This window comes from Xanthomonas sp. LF02-5, from assembly GCF_034105325.1.
Taxonomy (GTDB): Bacteria; Pseudomonadota; Gammaproteobacteria; order Xanthomonadales; family Xanthomonadaceae; genus Xanthomonas_A; species Xanthomonas_A sontii.
Window position 1 is genome coordinate 121,437 of the sequence record NZ_JAXGGF010000004.1, and the last position, 19,210, is coordinate 140,646.

A 19,210-nucleotide genomic window follows, 5' to 3' on the forward strand; every position below is an offset into this window, starting at 1 on the left:
GGGGAGTGAGGAGTGGGGAGTGGGGAGTGGGGAGTGGGGAGTGGTCAAAGCGGGGGTTACTGCGCGTACGCTGGGTTCGCGGTGGTCGGACCCTCACCCCAACCCCTCTCCCGGGGGGAGAGGGGCTTTTCGGGCTCTCGCGATACCTGGCGTGCACTGGATGCTCACCTCGCGGACTTTCCAATGAAGCCTGCGACTTCTACGCTCTTGCCCATGCCTTCCTTGCGTTTCGACAATCGCTTCGTCGCCGAGCTGCCTGGCGACCCGGAAACCGGTCCGCGGCGCCGCGAGGTGCTGGGCGCGCTGTGGTCGCCGGTCGAGCCGACGCCGGTCGCGGCGCCGCGGCTGCTGGCGTATTCGCCGGAGGTGGCCGCCTTGCTCGGGCTGTCCGAGCAGGAGGTGCGGGCGCCGGAGTTCGCCGCGGTGTTCGCCGGCAATGCGCGTTATCCGGGCATGCAGCCTTATGCGGCGAACTACGGTGGCCACCAGTTCGGGCATTGGGCTGGGCAACTCGGCGACGGCCGCGCGATCTCGCTGGGCGAGGCGCTGGGCGTGGACGGGCGGCGCTGGGAGCTGCAGCTCAAGGGCGCCGGGCCCACGCCGTATTCGCGCGGCGCCGACGGCCGCGCCGTGCTGCGCTCGTCGATCCGCGAGTTCCTGTGCAGCGAGGCCATGCATCACCTGGGCGTGCCGACCACACGTGCGCTGAGCCTAGTCGGCACCGGCGAGACGGTGGTGCGCGACATGTTCTACGACGGTCACCCGCGCGCCGAACCGGGCGCGGTGGTGTGCCGGGTGGCGCCCTCGTTCGTGCGCTTCGGCAGTTTCGAACTGCCGGCGGCGCGGGGCGACACCGCCTTGCTGCGGCGCCTGGCCGATCTGGTGATCGCACGCGATTTCCCGGCGCTGTCCGGCACCGGTGGCGCACGCGATGCGGCCTGGTTCGCCGAGATCTGTGCGCGCACCGCACGCATGGTGGCGCACTGGATGCGGGTCGGCTTCGTGCACGGGGTGATGAATACCGACAACATGTCGATCCTGGGCCTGACCATCGACTACGGCCCGTATGGCTGGGTCGACGACTACGACCCGGACTGGACGCCCAACACCACCGATGCGCAGGGGCGCCGCTACCGGTTCGGCACGCAGCCGCAGGTCGCGTACTGGAACCTGGGTCGGCTGGCGCAGGCGCTGGCGCCGCTGTTCGACGACGTGGCGCCGCTGCACGACGGCCTCGAACGGTTCCGCGCCGAGTATGCGCAGGCCGAGCGCGACAACATCGCGGCCAAGCTCGGTCTGCAACAGTGCGGTGATGACGATGTGGCGCTGATGCGCGACGTGCTGGATTTGCTGCAGCAGGGCGAGGTCGACATGACCCTGTGGTTCCGCGGCTTGAGCGCATTGCCGCTGCCGCCGTGGACGCCGGCGCAGGCGCTGACGGCGCTGGCCGACGCGTTTTACGACCCCGCCAAGCTGGCGACGCAGGCGCCGGCGTTCGAGGCCTGGCTGGCCCGCTATGCGCAGCGCCTGCAGCAGGATCCGCTGCCCGCCGCCGTGCGTGCGGAGCAGATGCGCGCGGCCAACCCGCGCTACGTGCTGCGCAACTACCTGGCGCAGCAGGCGATCGACCGCGCCGAGCAGGGCGACACCGGCGGCATCGACGAGCTGCTGGAGGTGATGCGGCGTCCCTACGACGAGCAGCCCGGGCGCGAGGCCTTCGCCGCGAAGCGTCCGGACTGGGCGCGCAGCCGGGCTGGTTGTTCGATGCTGTCGTGCAGTTCCTGAGCGAGGCCGGCGCGTGCGCTCAGGGCGCGGTCGCGCCGCGATAGCGCCAGGCAGCCAGGAAGGTCGCCACCACTTCCTCCGCCAGCGCCTGCTGCGCGGCCGCGTCCGGCGCCTGTCCGTTGAGCATCGCGCCGGGATAGGCATAGCCGAAGGTGGCGCCGATGAACGCGGTGGCGGCGAGGGTGGGGCGTGCGACCTGCACATCGCCGCGCGCGTGCAGGGTCTGCAGCAAGGCGCTCAGGCGCTCGCGCAGGCGGCCGGCGCGGCGCTGGTGCAGCGACTGCAGCAGGTCCGGCATCTGCGCGCTGGCCTGCACCAGCAGGCGATGCAGGCGCAAGGCGTCGGGCGCGTACAGGTGCGCCGGCACGGTCAGCGCGATCTGCCGCAGGGTTGCGGGCAGGTCCTGCGCGGTGGCGCTGCCGATGTTCTCCAGCCGGGTCTGCAGCTCCTCGCCCAGGGCCTCGAACACCTGCATCAGCAGCTCGGCCTTGCTGGAAAAATGGTTGTACAGGCTCTGCCGGGTGAGCCCGGCCTGGCTGGCGATCTGTTCCAGCGACACGTCCAGCCCGTGTTCCAGCAGCAGGGTGCGTGCCGCCGCCAGCAGGCGTGGCCGCGCCAGTGCCGGCCGTCCACGCGGGCGCGCGGGCACGACAGTTGTCGCCGGCTCGGCCGTCGCCGTCGCAGTTTGCGCATCCTGGCGGCGAAGGGTTGTGCTTCCCTTCATGATTGTTTTTTTGTCTTTGAGTAAATTAAATGATCCTCCCCGCCGTCCCCAGGATCAAGCGCATGCCCGCGCCTTTCGTCCAGCGCCGCCGCGCGCTGCCGTTGCTGCTGTCCGTCGTCGTGCTCGCGTTCGCCGGCTGCAAGGGGGGAGGCAAGGCCCCGGCGCCGGCAGCGAAGACGGTGGAGGTGGTGACCCTGCAGCCGCAGAGCGTCCCGCTGAGCGTGGAACTGGCCGGGCGCACCGTGGCCTCGGAAGAATCGGAGGTGCGGCCGCAGGTCAGCGGCATCCTGCGCCAGCGGCTGTTCGAGGAGGGCGCCACGGTGCGGGCCGGGCAGCCGCTGTTCCAGATCGAGCCGACCCTGTACCAGGCCGCGGCCAACCAGGCGCAGGCCAACCTGGCCACCGCCGAGGCCACGCTCGCCGCCGCCACGCTGCGCGCAGAACGCTACCGCACCCTGGGCAAGACCCGGCTGGCCGCGCAGCAGGATGTGGACGATGCGCAGGCCGCCTACAAGCAGGCGCTGGCCAGCCGCGACGCGCAACGCGCGGCGCTGGACACCGCGCGCACGCAGCTGCGCTTCGCCACGGTGCTGGCGCCGATCGGCGGGCGCATCGGCCGCGCGCGGGTGACCCCCGGCGCGCTGGTCACCGCCAACCAGACCGATGCCATCGCCAAGATCCAGCAACTGGATCCGATGAACGTGGACATCACCCAGTCCGGCAATCAGTTCCTGGCGCTGCGTCGGGCGATCGCCGCCGGAGGCGTGCAGCCGGCCAGCACGCAGGTGCGGCTGACCCTGTCCGACGGTACCGCGTATCCGCTGCCGGGCACGCTGGAGTTCGCCGACCTCGACGTGGAGGAGACCACCGGTGCGGTGACCCTGCGCGCGCGCTTCCCCAATCCCGATGCGCAACTGCTGCCGGGCATGTATGTGCGCGCGCTGGTCGGGCAGGGCGTGCGCCAGCAGGCCCTGCTGGTGCCGCAGGCGGCGGTGGACCGCACCCCGCGCGGCGAGGCGGTGGCCTGGGTGGTGGGCGCCGACAACGTGGTGCGCCAGCGCGAGTTCACCACGCTGCGCGCGGTCGGCGACCGCTGGCTGGTCGGCGATGGCCTCAAGCCCGGCGAGCGGGTGGTGGTGGCGGGCCGGCAAGGCCTCAGCGACGGTGCCAAGGTGACGGTGAAGACCGCCGCCGCCGCGGCCGCGCCTGCCGCCGGCCAGGGCTGAGCCGGCATGCTGCCGCGTTTCTTCATCCACCGCCCCATCTTCGCCTGGGTCCTGGCGATCTGCATCATGGCCGCCGGCGCCATCGCCGTGTTCACCCTGCCGATCGAGCAGTACCCGGACATCGCGCCGCCCTCGGTCAACGTCACCGCCACCTACAACGGCGCCTCGGCGCAGACCGTGGAGGACAGCGTCACCCAGGTGATCGAACAGCAGATCAAGGGCATCGACCACCTGCTGTACTTCTCCTCGACCAGTTCCTCGTCGGGGCAGGCGCGGATCAGCATCACCTTCGACCAGGCGGCCAACCCGGACATCGCCCAGGTGCAGGTGCAGAACGCGGTCAACCAGGCGCTCAACCGGCTGCCGCAGGAAGTGCAGCAGCAGGGCGTGACCGTGGCCAAGTCGCAGGGCGACAGCCTGATGGCGGTGGCGATCTACGACCGCACCGACCGCATGGACAACGTCGACATCTCCGACTACCTGGTCAGCACCCTGCAGGACCCGATCAGCCGCATCAACGGCGTCGGAGAGATCAACGTGTTCGGCGCGCAGTACGCGATGCGGGTATGGCTGGACCCGCACAAGCTCAACGCCTACCAACTGATGCCGGGCGACGTGCGCAGCGCGATCCTGGCGCAGAACACCCAGGTCACCGCCGGCGAACTCGGCGCGCTGCCCACCGGCGCCGAGCAGGAACTCAACGCCACGGTCACCGCGCAGTCGCGGCTGCAGACGCCCGAGCAGTTCCGGCAGATCATCCTGGCCACGCGCGCGGACGGTTCCAGCGTGCGCCTGGGCGATGTGGCGCGGGTGGAGATCGGCGCGGAGAACTACCAGAACAACGCCACGCTCAACGGCCACCCGGCGTCCGGCTTCTCGGTGACGCTGTCCGCCGGCGCCAATGCGATCGCCACCTCCGATGCGATCCACGCCACCATCGAACGGCTCAAGCCGACCTTCCCGCCGGGCCTGGACGTGGCCTATCCGCGCGACAGCACGCCGTTCGTGCGCATCTCGATCGAGAACGTGGTGCACACCCTGGCCGAGGCCATCGTGCTGGTGGTGGTGGTGATGTTCCTGTTCCTGCAGAACGCGCGCGCCACGCTGATCCCCGCGATCACCGTGCCGGTGGTGCTGTTGGGCACCTTCGGCATCCTCGCCGCGGCAGGCTTCACCATCAACACGCTGACCCTGTTCGCGATGGTGCTGGCGATCGGCCTGCTGGTCGACGACGCCATCGTGGTGGTGGAGAACGTCGAGCGGATCATGCATGAGGAACACCTGCCGCCGCGCGAGGCCACCGAGCGCTCGATGGGCGAGATCACCGGCGCGCTGATCGGCATCACCGTGGTGCTGGGCGCGGTGTTCCTGCCGATGGCGTTCTTCGGCGGCTCCACCGGCATCATCTACCGGCAGTTCTCCATCACCATCGCCTCGGCGATGGCGCTGTCGGCGCTGGTCGCGCTGACCCTGACCCCGGCGCTGTGCGCGACCCTGCTCAAGCCGGTGGAACAGGAGCGCAAGCTCGGCCGCTTCTTCCAGTGGTTCAACCGCAGCGTCGAGCGTGGCCAGCAGGCCTACCAGCGCCGCCTCGGCACGGTGCTGCAGCGGCCGCGGCGCTGGATGGCGCTGTATGCGCTGGTAGCGCTGACGATGGTGGTGCTGTACATGCGCATGCCGACCGGCTTCCTGCCGGTGGAGGACCAGGGCCAGGTGCAGATCCAGTTCACCACCCCGGAAGGCACGCCGCTGGCCAAGACCCAGGCGCTGGGCAAGCGCATCAGCGATTACTTCATGACCCACGAGAAGGCCAATCTCACCGCGATCTTCATGGTGGTCGGCCGCAACAACGCCGGCACCGGGCAGAACGCCGGCCAGGCCTTCGTGGCGCTCAAGCCGTGGGGCGAGCGCAACCGCGACAACACCGCGCAGGCCATCATCGACCGCGCCAACGCGCATTTCCGCGGTGTCGGCGACGCCAAGATCAGCGTGCTGTCGCCGCCGGCGGTGCGCGGCCTGGGCCAGTCCAGCGGCTTCGAACTGTGGATCCGCGACAGCGACGGCGCCGGCCGCGCGGCGCTGCTGAAGGCGCAGCAGCAGGTGCTCAAGGAGGCCGGCGACGATCCGCAGCTGACCGCGGTGCGGCTCAACGGCCTGGGCGACAAGGCGCAACTGCAGGTGGACATCGACCACGCCCAGGCCAGCGCGCTGGGCCTGGCGCAGAGCGACATCAACGCGACCCTGGCCACCGCCTGGGGCGGCAGCTACGTCAACGACTTCATCGACCGCGGCCGGGTCAAGCGCGTGTACGTGCAGGGCGATGCGCCGTACCGCGCGCTGCCGGAGGACATCGCGCAGTGGTACGTGCGCGGCAGCGGCGGGCAGATGGCGCCGTTCGCCAGTTTCGCCAGCACCCACTGGACCCGCGGCCCGCAGTTGCAGCAGCGCTTCAACGGCCTGCCGGCATCGCAGATCCAGGGCGGCGCGGCGGCCGGCAGCAGTTCCGGCGAGGCGATGCAGCGGATGCAGGCGCTGGTGGCCAAGCAGGAGGGCTTCGATCTGCAATGGAGTGGGCTGTCCTACCAGGAGCAGTTGTCCAGCAACCAGACGCTGTGGCTGTACACCGCCTCGATCCTGTTCATTTTCCTGTGCCTGGCGGCGCTGTACGAAAGCTGGTCGATCCCGGTGGCGGTGCTGCTGGTGATTCCGCTGGGTGTGGTCGGCACCGTGCTGGCGACCACCCTGGCCGGCTTCGTCAACGACATCTACTTCCAGGTCGGCCTGTTGACCACGATCGGCCTGTCGGCGAAGAACGCGATCCTGATCGTCGAATTCGCCGAGGCGCGGCAGCGTGCCGGGCGACCGTTGCTGGAGGCGACACTGGAAGGCGCGCGGCTGCGCCTGCGACCGATCGTGATGACCTCGCTGGCGTTCGTTGCCGGTGTGCTGCCGCTGGCGCTGTCCACCGGCGCCGGCGCCTCCAGCCGCCGCGAGATCGGCGTGTGCGTGATCGGCGGCATGGTCACCGGCACCGTGCTGGCAGTGTTGCTGGTGCCGTTGTTCTTCGTGCTGGTGCGCGGCTTGTTTCGCGGGTCCGCGCGGCAGGACGCGAGCGCAGCGGCGACGTAAATCGTAGACCGACGAGGCGGCTCCGCGACGCGGTGCTGCCTTGCGACTAGACTTTGCGTTCCCCCACGCCATACGACTGTGCGATGAACGATTCCTCCTGCTGCGGCGCGCCCAGCGACGCACCGGCCCACTGGTCCGGCCGCATTCGCGATATCGCCGATTTCCCGAAGCCGGGCATCGTGTTCAAGGACATCACCCCGCTGCTGGCCGACGGCCCGGATTTCGCCTCGGCGCTGGACGAAATGGCGCGTCCGTGGCGCACCACGCCGCTGCAGGCGGTGCTGGGCATCGAGTCGCGCGGCTTCATCCTGGGGGCGGCGCTGGCGCACGAACTGCGCACGGGCTTCGTGCCGGTGCGCAAGCCGGGCAAGCTGCCGGGCAGGACGGTGACCCAGGAGTACGCGCTGGAGTACGGCAGCGACCGCATCGAAATGCACGCCGATGCGCTGCCGGCCGGTTCGCGCGTGCTGCTGGTCGATGACGTGCTCGCCACCGGCGGCACCTTGCGCGCGGCCCTGGCGTTGGCGCAGCAACTGGAACTGGAAGTGGTCGGCGCCGCGGTACTGGTGGAACTGCAGGCGCTGCGTGGACGCGATCGCTGGAGCGAGACCTTGCCGCTGCTGGCGACGCTGACGTACTGAGCACGGCCACTGCTCCTGGCTGCGCAGGTGGCGCGGCCGGAGATCGACGCATTGGGCGCGGCCGCGGCGCACATGCGTCGTGGCGATCGCGCATGGCGCGGGCGATGCCTGACGCGATGCCTGACGCTGCAACCGCAGGCACCGTGTCAGGTCGGGTAGATCACCGTTTCCAGGCTGGGGTCCGCATGCGCGGCGGCATGGCTTAGGTGGCCATCGAACGGACCGACCTTGCAGATCCGGCCGTTGTCGGCGAACACCAGCTGCAGTCCGTGTTCGGCTTCCCAGTCGCAGTTGCACTCCAGGCTGATGCGCAGGCGACCATCGCGGTAGCGGCGTAGATACGCCTCGCTGCCGAACTGCACGTGCGCCCATATTTCGTCGGGACCGGCGATGTCCGGGCACGGCCATCCGTACTTGGCGCACAGCGCCTGCGTGTGCGTGTAGTAGGCGAACACGTGCGGCGCGGCGGCGGCGAAGACCGCGGCGTCGAGTTGCAGGAACGTCGCAATGGCGGACGCGGCGTCGGCCGGGATGTCGCCGGCGGCGCAGTCCTCCAGGATGAAACAGCAGGTATGGTGCATCCACGCCACCGGCACCGCCTCGCTCCACAGGTTGCCGTCCTCGTCCGGTTGCAGCGACGCCAGGACCTGCTGCGCCGCGCTCACAGCTTGGCGACCCGGAACCGGCGGCCCTTGATCTTGCCGGCCTGCAGCTGCGCCAGCGCCTTGCCGGCATGGGCGCGGGCGATGGCGACGTAGGAGCGGGTGGGGTAGATGGCGATCTTGCCGATCGCCGCGCCGGACAGCCCGGCATCGCCGGTCAGCGCGCCGAGGATGTCGCCGGGACGTAGCTTGTCGGTCTTGCCGCCGTCGATGCGCAGGGTGACCATCGCCGCCTGCGGCAGCTGCGCCGGCCGTGCGGTGGCCAGCGGTGCGCGCGACCAGCGCAGCGGTTGGCCCTGCTCGGTTTCCAGCGCCTGCGCGCGCGCGGTCTCGCGCGGCGCCACCAGGCTCAGGGCCAGGCCGTGCTTGCCGGCGCGCGCGGTGCGGCCGATGCGGTGGCGGTAGGTCTCGGTGTCGGTCGGCAGTTCGTAGTTGATCACCGCCGCCAGGTCTTCCACGTCCAGCCCGCGCGCGGCCACGTCGCTGGCGACCAGCACGTTGCAGCTGCGGTTGACGAAGCGCACCAGCACCTCGTCGCGGTCGCGCTGTTCCATGTCGCCATGCAGCGCCAGCGCGGAGAAGCCGAACTGCTGCAGCGAGCCGGCGACCTCGTCGACCTCCTTGCGGGTATTGCAGAACACCACGCTGGATTCGGGAGTGAAGCGCATCAGCAGGCCGGCCACCGCCTTCTGCCGGTAGGTGGGGTCGACCTCGAAGAACTGCTGGTCGATCTCCGGCGCGCTGTCGGCGCCCTCGACGGTGATTTCCGCCGGTTCCTTCAGCAGGTCCCGCGCCAAGGCGCGGATTTCCTCGGGAAAGGTGGCCGAGAACAGCAGACTCTGCCGATGCTTGTCGCAGCGGCTGGCGATCTCGCGGATCGGCTCCTCGAAGCCCATGTCGAGCATGCGGTCGGCCTCGTCCAGCACCAGCGTGCGCACGCCGCCCAGGTGCAGCGCGCGCTTGCGCGCCAGCTCCTGGATGCGGCCGGGCGTGCCGACTACCACCTGCGGGTCGTGCGCCTCCAGCGAGGCCAGTTGCGGCGCCAGCGGCATGCCGCCGGTCAGCACCACCAGCTTCATGTTGGGGATGCCGGTGGCCAGCTTGCGCAACTGCTTGCCGACCTGGTCTGCCAGTTCGCGGGTCGGGCACAGCACCAGCGCCTGCGCGCGGCTCAGTGCCGGATCCAGCTTGTGCAGCAGGCCCAGGCCGAACGCCGCGGTCTTGCCGCTGCCGGTGGGCGCCTGCACGATGACGTCCTGGCCGGCCAGGATCGGCGGCAGGCTCTGCGCCTGCACCGGGGTCATGCGGGTGTAGCCGAGCGCGTCGATGCCGGGCGCGAGCGCCGGGGAAAGGGAGAGGGTGGCGAAATCGTTCATGCGGCATTTTAGCTGGTGGGGCCGGGACTCGGGACCCGGGACCCGGAACGTCAACAGCAAAAGGGCATTTCGACTCGCACGACGCGCCGCTTTTTGCTTTCCGGGTCCCGGGTCCCGGGTCCCGTACAATACGGCATGCCTCTTATCACTCTGCAGAACCTCGACTACAGCGTCGGCGGCCCCTTGCTGCTGGAAAAGACCGACCTGTCGATCGAGCCGGGCGAACGCATCGCCCTGATCGGCCGCAACGGCGCCGGCAAATCCACCCTGATGAAACTGATCGCCGGCGAGCTCAAGCCCGACGACGGCGAGGTCCGCGTGCAGCAGGGCGTGCGCATCGCCCGGCTGGAACAGGAGGTGCCGCATGGCGCCGCCGGCAGCGTGTTCGACGTGGTCGCCGACGGCCTGGGCGAACTCGGCCATTGGCTGGCCGAGTTCCATCGGCTCAGCCATGCCGCCGAATTCGACGGCGATGCGCTGGGCGCGGTGCAGTCCAAGATCGATGCCGCCAATGGCTGGGCCCTGGACCAGCGGGTCAACGAGACCCTGACGCGGCTGGAACTGGACGGCGACGCCGAATTCGCGCGGTTGTCCGGCGGCATGAAGCGCCGCGTATTGCTGGCGCGCGCGCTGGTCTCGGCGCCGGACCTGTTGTTGCTGGACGAGCCCACCAACCACCTCGACATCGAGGCCATCGACTGGCTGGAAGGCTTCCTCAAGGGCTGGAACGGCAGCGTGGTGTTCGTGACCCACGACCGGCGTTTCCTGCGTGCCCTGGCCACGCGCATCGTCGAGATCGACCGCGGCCAGGTCAGCAGCTGGCCGGGCGACTGGGCCAACTACGAGCGCCGCCGCGAGGAGCGGCTCAATGCGCAGGCGCAGGAGAACGCGCGCTTCGACAAGCTGTTGGCACAGGAAGAAGTGTGGATCCGCCAGGGCATCAAGGCCCGGCGCACCCGCGACGAGGGCCGGGTGCGGCGGCTGGAAGCGATGCGCCGCGAGCGCACCCAGCGCCGCGAACTCGGCGGCAACGTGCGCATGGAGGCCGCGCAGGGCGAGTCCTCCGGCAAGAAGGTGATCGAGGCCAATGACCTGAGCTTCGCCTTCGGCACGCGCAGCATGGTGCGCGACTTCTCCACCACAATCCTGCGCGGCGACCGTATCGGCCTGATCGGCCCCAACGGCAGCGGCAAGACCACGTTGCTGAAGCTGCTGCTGGGCGAACTGACCCCGGACGGTGGCGAAGTGCGCGCCGGCACCAATCTGCAGGTGGCGTATTTCGACCAGTACCGCGCCACCCTGCGCGAGGACTGGAGCGCGATCGAGAACGTGGCCGAGGGCCGCGACTTCATCGAGGTCAACGGCAAGCGCAAGCACGTGCACGCCTACCTGCAGGACTTCCTGTTCACCCCGGAGCGTGCGCGCGCGCCGATCACCCGCCTGTCCGGCGGCGAGCGCAACCGCCTGCTGCTGGCGCGGCTGTTCGCGCAGCCGTCCAACCTGCTGGTGATGGACGAACCGACCAACGACCTGGACGTGGAAACCCTGGAGCTGCTGGAAGAGCTGCTGGGCGACTACAGCGGCACCTTGTTGCTGGTCAGCCACGATCGCGACTTCATCGACAACGTGGTGACCTCGACCATGGTCATGGAAGGCGACGGCCGCATCGGCGAGTACGTCGGCGGCTACAGCGACTGGGTGCGCCAGCGCCCGGCGGCGCCGGCCAGCGCGATGGCGGTGGCCAAGGCCTCGGCCACCGCGGCGGCGACCACGCCGGTCGCGGCCGCTGCAGCCGCGCCGGCGCCGGCGCCGGCGCCGGCCAAGCGCAAGCTCAGCTACAAGGACGCGCGGGAACTGGAGCAGTTGCCGGCGCGGATCGAAGCGCTTGAACAGCAGGTCGCGGCGCTGACCGAGGCGATGGCCGACCCGGCGTTCTACCAGCGCGACGCGGCGGCGGTGACCACGCACACGCAGGCCTTGAGCCAGGCGCAGGCGGACCTGGATGCGGCGTATGCGCGGTGGAGCGAGCTGGACGGGTGAGAAACCGGGGCCCGGGACCGGGGACCCGGGACCCGGAAAAGCAACGGCAAATCAAGCAAGTGGCATTGGTTCCCGCAGGACGCGCTGGCAACGGCGCTAGGCGGGATCCTGCTCTTCCGGGTCCCGGGTCCCCGGTCCCGGGTCCCGGCTGCCGCCCACGAACGCGACGAAGCTGACGCCGTCCTGCGCCCACTCGCGGGCGACGTCGTCGAGGATGTCCAGCAGCACGTCGAAGGCCGGCTGCGCCACCGCCTGCAACTGCCCGGCATCCTCCAGCAGCAGCGCGTAGCCGCGCGGCGAGGGCAGCCAGGACAGGTCGCGCAGGCCGTCGGTCAGCGCGTCCCAGTTGCGGCCGAAGCCGGGCGGGAAGTCCAGTTGCGCGGTCAGCCGCATCAGCAGCATGGCCTTGCCGGTGCAGCCATGCAGGTCGATCCGGCACAGCCGCAGGCCGGCGTCGCGGGCCAGGGCGGCGACGCTGTCCAGGTCGCGGTTGGCGACGCGGTAGACGCCGGAGGCGGCCGGCTCGGCCAGGTTCAGCGCGAACGGGAAGCCGCTCATCGCGCCGGCTCCGCGCCACCGACCTGGAAGCTGCGGAAACTGTCGTAGTGGTCGTCGCTGTAATACCAGACTTGCGGCGGCGTGCCGCCGGTGACGATGCGGCGCGTGCCGCGATGCGACAGTCCGGGCGTCTCGACGGTGTACTCGCGGTAGTAGCCGCGCGGTTGCGCCGGCAGGCGGTTCTCGCGGTTGCCGAACACGCTGCCGTCCTGGCGATGCGGGAACGGGCCGCCGCGCTGGATCAATGCCACCGTGGCGCGGGCTTCGGGCGGCAGGAATGCGGGCAGCTCCGGCGTCGCGGCATCCGATGCCGCGGCTGCCTTGCCGGGCGCGGTGTACGGCGCCTGTGCGGCCGCGTCGAGCGAGGGCGCGAATTGCTGGTGCGGCGGATGCTGCAGCCCGCGGATGCCCCACAGCCCGCCCACCAGCAACACGATGGCGGCGATCAACAGCACGGGCTTGCGCATGGACTCTCCTGCAGTAACGGCGGCGGCGCGCGGCATGGCGCCATCGCGCACAGTATGGGCCGGCCTGCCTGTTCCCGCTCTAAACGCCGCCGGTCACCGCCGTGACGCAGACGATTCACATCCGACTAACCGGGGCGTGGGGCATGGTAGGCGCCGATTCGCAAGGCCGGCCGGCACCGCCGCCGCGGGATGGGACGATGTTTCCCCAGCCGCGCCCTTGGTAAGGTCGCCGACCGTCCCTACCATTGCTCACGCAACGCTCGTCCTTTCGACGGCGAAAGTCCAGGAGAACCGCATGGCCTACACCCTCCCCAAGTTGCCCTACGCCTACGACGCGCTGGAACCGCACATCGATGCGCAGACGATGGAGATCCATCACACCAAGCATCACCAGACCTACATCAACAACGTCAACGCCGCGCTGGAAGGCACCGAGTACGCCGATCTGCCGATCGAGGCGCTGGTGTCCAAGCTGAAGTCGCTGCCGGAGAACCTGCAGGGCCCGGTGCGCAACAACGGTGGCGGCCATGCCAACCACTCGCTGTTCTGGACGGTGATGGCGCCCAACGCCGGCGGTACCCCCAGTGGCGACGTCGGCAAGGCGATCGACAGCGAGCTGGGCGGCTTCGACAAGTTCAAGGAGGCCTTCACCAAGGCTGCGCTGACCCGCTTCGGCAGCGGCTGGGCCTGGCTGAGCGTCACCCCCGACAAGAAGCTGGTGGTCGAGAGCACCGCCAACCAGGACAGCCCGCTGTTCGAGGGCAACACCCCGATCCTGGGCCTGGACGTGTGGGAGCACGCCTACTACCTGAAGTACCAGAACCGCCGTCCGGACTACATCGGCGCGTTCTTCAACGTGGTCGACTGGAAGGAAGTGGAGCGCCGCTACCACGCCGCGATCGGCTGATCGCGCGCCAGCGCTGCACCATGAAGAAGGCCGGGTTCGCCCGGCCTTTTTTTGTGTGGATGCCCGCCATAAGCGCTGGAAGTGCGGGTGGGGCGTGGCTGCCAGGTTGGTATGCTGCCCTCGCGCGCGTGACCAGCGTGCTTCGGCAGCGATGGCGGCCTATGCCGCATTGGCCGCCGCTTGCGCCGCTGCGTCGCCAGGGCGCGCTAAACCTTTGGCGTGCAGGCGCAGGAGCGGCTTCAGGGCAGCTCTGCCAACGACGAAAGACAACTGGCAGCAGCGGCTTCAGCCGCGATGGGCGTTACCGGGAATGCTTTGTCGCGGCCGAAGACGCTCCTGCAGATGACGCTGTGCGTGACGAAAGCAGGGAATCGGCGATGCCCGATCGTTCCGGTCCGATGGCATGCCGATGCCGATCCACCCCCAGGCGCCGCATCGCAAGGCGGTGATCGCACGGCGCGCGAACGTGCCCAGCCTGCCGTCCGCTATGGCGCCGGTTGCAGCGATGTCGGTATCGGGTCCAGCGGTTGCAGTGCCATCAGCAGGCCGCGCGTGCCGGCCACGGGCAGGCCGGGCGCCGGCGCGAGCAGGCGTGCGCCGTGCAGCGGGCGGAAGTGGCCGCGTTCGAAGAACACGTGGTCGGCGGCCGCCGCCGTGCCGGGCGCACGCACGTCGATCCGGTTACGCGCCGCTTCGCCGCGCACGCTGGCGTCCTCGAAGCGCACCGCCAACGGCGCCAGCTCGGGCGCGCGCGCCGCCGCAAAGAAGCCACCGGCCAGCAGCGAGGGCACGCCCTCGGCGGTGGCATCGATCCAGGCCATCAGGTCCTCGGCCTGTTCGCGGCGGCTGGCGCCGCCGTCGCGCGTCGCGTGCAGGCGGGTGAAGTACAGGTTCACCGGCTGCCCGTGCAGGTCCACCCGTACCAGGCCGGCGACGCTGTAGTCCTCCAGCGGATGCAGCAAGGTCTCGGCCTCTTCCAGCACCGGCAGCCTGGTCAGCAGCGCATTGCCGCGGCGTTGCGGCCGGCTCGGCGGATCGGGGCTGATGAAGTGGCAGTGGTAGCCCAGGCGCGCGGCCAGCCATTGCGCCTGGTTCGGCATCTCCGGCGTCTGCAGCACCTCCTGCAGGGCGATGGCGTCGGGATGCAGGCGCTGCAGGGCCACGGCAATGCGCTCGCGGCGCGCGATCCAGTCGTCGCCGTCCTGCGTGGCGCGCGGATCCGGGGCGAGCGTGAGCGTGACCACGGTGAGGGCGGCGTCCGCCGTGGCCGAGGCCGTCGGCACCGCATCCGCCGCCACGTGCGCCTGCGCCAATGCCGCCACGGCCAGCAACAGCCAGCCGGTGCGATGCCATTGGAAGACGCGGGGAGTCATGCGGGCGATGCTACGGCGCAGCGTCTCAGGGTTGCGTATACAGCCGATGGTGCTGCGGCGTCCGCCACACAATCGGTGCCGCGCAGGTGGCAATGACGAACATCGCCCCACCTCCGGCGCGCACAGGCGCGGAGGCGGGGCGGGGACCGGTACACACGGCGCGCGTGCGCCGCGCGCCTCGGTCAATGCTGCAGCACGCCGTCCTTCAGGTGCAGCGGCGCGCGCGCCTCCACCTGCGTCGCCGAACGGCCCAGCAGCAGTTCGTAGTCGCCGGCGGCAATGTGCCAGTGGCGCTGCTTCGGATCGTAGTCGGCCAGGGTCTTGGGCTCGGCGACGATGCTGACGTGGCGGCTCTCGCCCGGCTTGAGCATCACCTTGTCCCAGCCGACCAGGCGGATCGGGGTGTGATGGCCCTGCGGCAGGCGCAGGTACAGCTGCGGCACGTCGGCGCCTTCACTATCGCCGGTGTTGCGCACGTCGAAGCTGGCGACGACACGGTGACCGTCCGCCTGCACCTTGAAGTTGCCGTAGGCGAACGTGGTGTAGGACAGGCCGTAGCCGAACGGATACACCGGCTCCAGGCCGCGCGCGGCGAACCAGCGATAGCCGACGTTGGCGCCTTCGATGTTGTAGTCGACGTTGCTGCCGGCCGGTTGCGCCGGCTTGAAGCCCAGGCCGGGAATCGACGGCCGCGGCAGTTGCGACACGTCGCGCAGCCAGGTGACCGGCAGGCGGCCGGACGGGTTGACCTCGCCCAGCAGCAGCCGGGCCAGGCCTTCGCCACCGCGGATGCCCGGGTACCAGGCTTCCAGCACCGCCGGCACCTGCTGCAGCCACGGCATGGCGACCGGGCCGTTGGTCTCCAGGACCACCACGGTCTTCGGGTTGGCCTTGGCCACGCCGGCGATCAGCGCGTCCTGCTTGTCGGGCAGGGCGATGTCCGGCAGGTCCACCGACTCGGCCGACCATTGCGTGGCGAACACGATGGCCACGTCGGCCTCGCGCGCGAGCTTGGCCGCCGCCGACGGGTCGTCGCCGCTGGCGTAGTCGATCTGCGCGTCGGGCAGGGCCTTGCGCAGCGCCTGCAGTGGCGAGGACGGATGGAACATCACCGGGCCCGGCCAGGTGGTCGGGGCGATCCCCGGCACCGCGTTGCCGCCATTGACGGTGACGCCGACCATCGACGAGCCGCCGCCGCCGATCACGCCCTTGTCGGCATGCCCGCCGATCACCGCGATGCGGCGCACGTTGCGCGACAGCGGCAGCAGCTTGCCCTCGTTGCGCAACAGCACCGTGCCTTCCTCGACCACGCGCTGCGCGGCCAGGCCGCCGGCGGCGTCGTCGATCGGCTGGTGCTGCGGCGGGTTGTCGAAGCTGCCGGTGGCGATGAAAGCGCGCAGGATGCGCTTGACCATGTCGTCCAGGCGCGCCTGCGGCACGGTGCCGGCGGCCACCGCCATGCGCAGCGGCTGGTCGAAGTACACCGCCTTGTCGAACACTTCGCCGGCCGACTGCTGATCCAGGCCGGCCAGTGCGGCCTTGGAACCGCTGTGCACGCCGCCCCAGTCGGACATCACGTAGCCGGGGAACTTCCATTCCTGCTTCAGCACCTGGTTGAGCAGGTAGTCGTGCTCGCAGCCGTACACGCCGTTGATGCGGTTGTAGGAGCACATCACCGAGCCGGGCTGGCCGATCTTCAGCGCCAGCTCGAAGGCCAGCAGGTCCGACTCGTGCATGGCCTGCTCGCCGATGTCGGCGCTGTGGGTGTTGCGCCCGGTCTCCAGGTCGTTCATCGCGAAGTGCTTCATGGTCGAGACCACGTGCTGGCTCTGCACGCCGCGGATCGATTCGCCGACCATCGTGCCGGCCAGCAGCGGATCCTCGCCGGCGTACTCGAAGTTGCGGCCGTTGCGTGGGTCGCGCTGCAGGTTGACGCTGCCGGCCAGCAGCACGTTGAAACCCTGCTGCCAGGCCTCGCGGCCCATGGTGGCGCCGCCGGCAAAGGCCAGTGCGCGGTTCCAGGTCGCGGCGGTGGCCGGGCCGGAGGGCAGCGCAGTGGCGTGGTCGCCGGGGCGGATGTTGCCGGGGTTGGTCACGCCGAGGCCGGCATCGGCCAGTTGCTGCGACGGGATGCCCAGGCGTTCGATCGCCGGCACGTAGCCGGCCGAGCCGAGCGCACCGGCCGGCTTCGGGCCGCCGTCCTTGCCCAGGCCGAAGTAGCTGTGCAGCATCTGGAACTTCTCGTCCGGGGTCATCGCCTGCACCAGCAGCGCGGCGCGCCGGTCCGGCGACAGGTTGCGGTCGTTCCACGGGCGCTGCGCAGCGGCGGCGTTCGGCGTGGACGCCGTGCCCGCGGCCGCCGCCGGCGGCGCGGCGACGGCAGGCGAGGCCAGCGCGAGGGTCAGGCAAAGGGATCCTGTAAACGTTTTCATATCGGGGCGAACAGCCTCTTCAGCAGATGACGGGAAGGCGCATCGGGGGGAGTCGGGGGGAGGGTGGAACCGCGCGTCAGGACGGTGCTTCGTCGCTGCGCATGACCGGGTACAGGCGGTAGCGCTCGTCCCAGGAACTGTGGCGGCGGTAGAAGAACTCCAGCCGCGCCTGCGGATCCTTGGCGAAGGCCGCGTCGTGTTCGAGCTTGTCCTCGAACTCGGCCTTGAGCGCCGGGTCGCTGGCCAGCATCTGCCGCGCCACGTCCTCGGCGACGTAGTCTTCCATGTACTCGGCGCGCTCGAACGCGCTGTTGAACTCGCCCCATTGCAGCAGCGAGTCCGGCGCCTGTGGTTCCAGCAGCGCCATCAACAGCCGCGCCTTGGGCTGGGCGATCGGCACGAACAGCGCGCCGGCGCCGACCGCGCGGGTCTCCGGCTTCCAGGCGCCGGCGACGCTGAGCCGCTGGTGGCCTTCGGACGAGCGGGCGGCGAAGCTGGCGGTGTCGGCGCGGAAGGTCTGCACCGGCAGGGTGGCGTCGTGCTCCAGCGTGCGGAAGGCGATGCCGTGCTGGCGCAGCTTGGTGCCGACCAGGGCGGCCTGCGCCGCCGGCACCAGGTAGCCGGCGCGCGGCGCGGCGACTTCCACGCTGGGCACGATCTGGTCGCGCAGCGGCACGCGCCAGAGTTGTGGGGTGCGCTCGTCGTAGCGGGTCATCAGCGCGCCGGACACCGGCGAGGGCGTGCGCGTGTAGGCATAGCCGCGGAAATCCACCAGATGCGAGGCGTCGGTGGTGCGGTAGTCCAGCGCCACGGTCTTCCCGCCCAGGGCTTGCGCACGGGTGTCGGCCGCCAGCGCGTCGGCGCGCCACTGCGCACCGTGCCGCGCCACCTGCTGCAGCACCGAGACGATGGTGTTGCGGGTGATGCGCACGCGCTCGGGGTAGCGCTTCCAGGAATGCGTTTCCACCAGCATGCCGAAGCGGTTGCGCAGCTGGAAATAGCCGTGCGAGAAGCGCGGCGTCGGCACCCCGTCCTCGAAGCCGGAGGCGGGGTCGTCGTTGACCACGAAGGAGGGGTAGTAGGGCAGCGGCAGCGAGCCCTGCCGCTTCAGATCGGCCAGCACGCTGTCGCGCAGGCGCAGGCCGTCGCCGCGCAGCGCGGTATCGCCGGCGTGCAGCGGTTCCACCTGGATCGACACGTCGTGCTCGAACTGCGCGCCGTCGGTGACGTGCAGATCCACATACACGAGCGGGTCCCACTGCTCGACCAGGCGCAGCATCGCCTGCATCTCCGGCGCGTCGGCCTTGACGTAATCGCGGTTGAGGTTGAGGTTCTGCGCGGTGGTGCGCCAGCCCATCTGTTCCGGACCACGCTGGTTTGGCCGGTTCCAGGCGCCGAAGCGCTCATGCCCGTCGACGTTGAACACCGGTACGAACAGCCACACCTGCTTGTCCAGCGCGCCGCGCGCGGCCTGGCCGTCGAGCAGTTGGCGCAGCGCCAGGAAGCCGGCGTCCTTGCCGTCGATCTCGCCGGCGTGAATGCCGCCCTCGATCAGCACCACCGGCAGCTTGCGTGCCTGCGCGGCCGCCGGATCCAGCGCGCCCGAAGTGGATACCGCCAGCGCCTTCATCGGCCGGCCTTCCGGGGTGGTGCCGAAGTCGAAGCAGCGCACCGCTTGCGGATAGTGCTGCGCGAAGGCAGCGCACAGCGCGATGGTTTCGGCGTAGCGGCCGGTGCGCGCGAATCCGCTGCGCTCGGCTTCGGTGGACAGGCCCGCCTCGCTGGCCAGCGACGGCATGCTGCACAGCAGCATCGGCAGCAACAGGGTGGCCAGCCAGGGTCGGATCATCTCGGCACCGTCTCGGGACAGGCGCCCATGATGCGGGCAGC

The 19,210-nt window shown here is 70.3% G+C and carries 14 protein-coding genes; 6 read left to right on the forward strand and 8 right to left on the reverse strand.

Annotated features, from left to right (window positions below; all coding sequences use genetic code 11):
- Positions 1 to 213 precede the first annotated feature (213 nt).
- Entirely contained in the window at positions 214 to 1,785 is a 1,572-nt protein-coding gene (locus SLW52_RS11975; RefSeq protein WP_320740485.1) for a protein adenylyltransferase SelO family protein, read from the forward strand.
- A 19-nt stretch (positions 1,786 to 1,804) separates the two neighbouring features.
- Here the strand turns inward: SLW52_RS11975 and SLW52_RS11980 are convergent, their stop codons facing one another.
- Positions 1,805 to 2,434 (reverse strand): TetR/AcrR family transcriptional regulator, encoded by a 630-nt coding sequence (locus SLW52_RS11980; protein ID WP_267084534.1) that lies wholly within the window; start codon positions 2,432 to 2,434, stop codon positions 1,805 to 1,807.
- 137 nt (positions 2,435 to 2,571) lie between these two features.
- On the opposite strand from SLW52_RS11980, the gene SLW52_RS11985 reads away from it, so the two are divergent.
- From SLW52_RS11985 to SLW52_RS11995, 3 genes are all read left to right on the forward strand, one after another.
- Positions 2,572 to 3,735: an efflux RND transporter periplasmic adaptor subunit gene (locus SLW52_RS11985; RefSeq protein ID WP_150410216.1), complete on the forward strand. Its 1,164-nt coding sequence runs from the start codon at positions 2,572 to 2,574 to the stop codon at positions 3,733 to 3,735.
- A gap of 6 nt (positions 3,736 to 3,741) precedes the next feature.
- A complete protein-coding gene (locus SLW52_RS11990; RefSeq protein WP_320740484.1) occupies positions 3,742 to 6,864 on the forward strand; it encodes an efflux RND transporter permease subunit in 3,123 nt (1,040 codons plus the stop codon).
- 83 nt (positions 6,865 to 6,947) lie between these two features.
- Positions 6,948 to 7,505, forward strand: a complete 558-nt coding sequence (locus tag SLW52_RS11995) for an adenine phosphoribosyltransferase (protein ID WP_017909319.1) — start codon at positions 6,948 to 6,950, stop codon at positions 7,503 to 7,505.
- Between the two features lie 146 nt (positions 7,506 to 7,651).
- On the opposite strand, the gene SLW52_RS12000 is transcribed toward SLW52_RS11995, so the two are convergent.
- Positions 7,652 to 8,170, reverse strand: coding sequence for a hypothetical protein (locus tag SLW52_RS12000; protein WP_295975715.1), 519 nt, complete (start codon positions 8,168 to 8,170; stop codon positions 7,652 to 7,654).
- Positions 8,167 to 9,543, reverse strand: coding sequence for an ATP-dependent RNA helicase DbpA (dbpA, locus tag SLW52_RS12005; protein WP_320740483.1), 1,377 nt, complete (start codon positions 9,541 to 9,543; stop codon positions 8,167 to 8,169). Before dbpA ends, SLW52_RS12000 begins: the two co-directional genes overlap by 4 nt.
- Before the next feature lie 135 nt (positions 9,544 to 9,678).
- On the opposite strand from dbpA, the gene SLW52_RS12010 reads away from it, so the two are divergent.
- Entirely contained in the window at positions 9,679 to 11,583 is a 1,905-nt protein-coding gene (locus tag SLW52_RS12010) for an ATP-binding cassette domain-containing protein (protein ID WP_320740482.1), read from the forward strand.
- Positions 11,584 to 11,679: 96 nt separating this feature from the next.
- Here SLW52_RS12010 and SLW52_RS12015 read toward each other — a convergent pair whose 3' ends face one another.
- Positions 11,680 to 12,141 carry a barstar family protein gene (locus tag SLW52_RS12015; protein ID WP_267118117.1) on the reverse strand — a complete coding sequence of 154 codons (462 nt, stop codon included), beginning with the start codon at positions 12,139 to 12,141 and terminating at the stop codon, positions 11,680 to 11,682.
- Entirely contained in the window at positions 12,138 to 12,608 is a 471-nt protein-coding gene (locus SLW52_RS12020) for a ribonuclease domain-containing protein (RefSeq protein WP_320740481.1), read from the reverse strand. Before SLW52_RS12020 ends, SLW52_RS12015 begins: the two co-directional genes overlap by 4 nt.
- 295 nt (positions 12,609 to 12,903) lie before the next feature.
- Between SLW52_RS12020 and SLW52_RS12025 the strand changes: the two genes are divergently transcribed.
- On the forward strand, positions 12,904 to 13,515 hold the full coding sequence (locus SLW52_RS12025) for a superoxide dismutase (RefSeq protein WP_048492197.1): 612 nt from the start codon (positions 12,904 to 12,906) through the stop codon (positions 13,513 to 13,515).
- 485 nt (positions 13,516 to 14,000) lie between these two features.
- On the opposite strand, the gene SLW52_RS12030 is transcribed toward SLW52_RS12025, so the two are convergent.
- From SLW52_RS12030 to SLW52_RS12040, 3 genes are all read right to left on the reverse strand, one after another.
- The gene (locus SLW52_RS12030; RefSeq protein ID WP_320740480.1) at positions 14,001 to 14,888 is read right to left on the reverse strand and encodes an endonuclease/exonuclease/phosphatase family protein; all 888 of its coding nucleotides are present in this window, start codon (positions 14,886 to 14,888) and stop codon (positions 14,001 to 14,003) included.
- Between the two features lie 182 nt (positions 14,889 to 15,070).
- Positions 15,071 to 17,320, reverse strand: coding sequence for a glycoside hydrolase family 3 C-terminal domain-containing protein (locus tag SLW52_RS12035; protein ID WP_320740479.1), 2,250 nt, complete (start codon positions 17,318 to 17,320; stop codon positions 15,071 to 15,073).
- 76 nt (positions 17,321 to 17,396) lie between these two features.
- A complete protein-coding gene (locus SLW52_RS12040; protein WP_320740478.1) occupies positions 17,397 to 19,169 on the reverse strand; it encodes a M14 family metallopeptidase in 1,773 nt (590 codons plus the stop codon).
- Positions 19,170 to 19,210 lie beyond the last annotated feature (41 nt).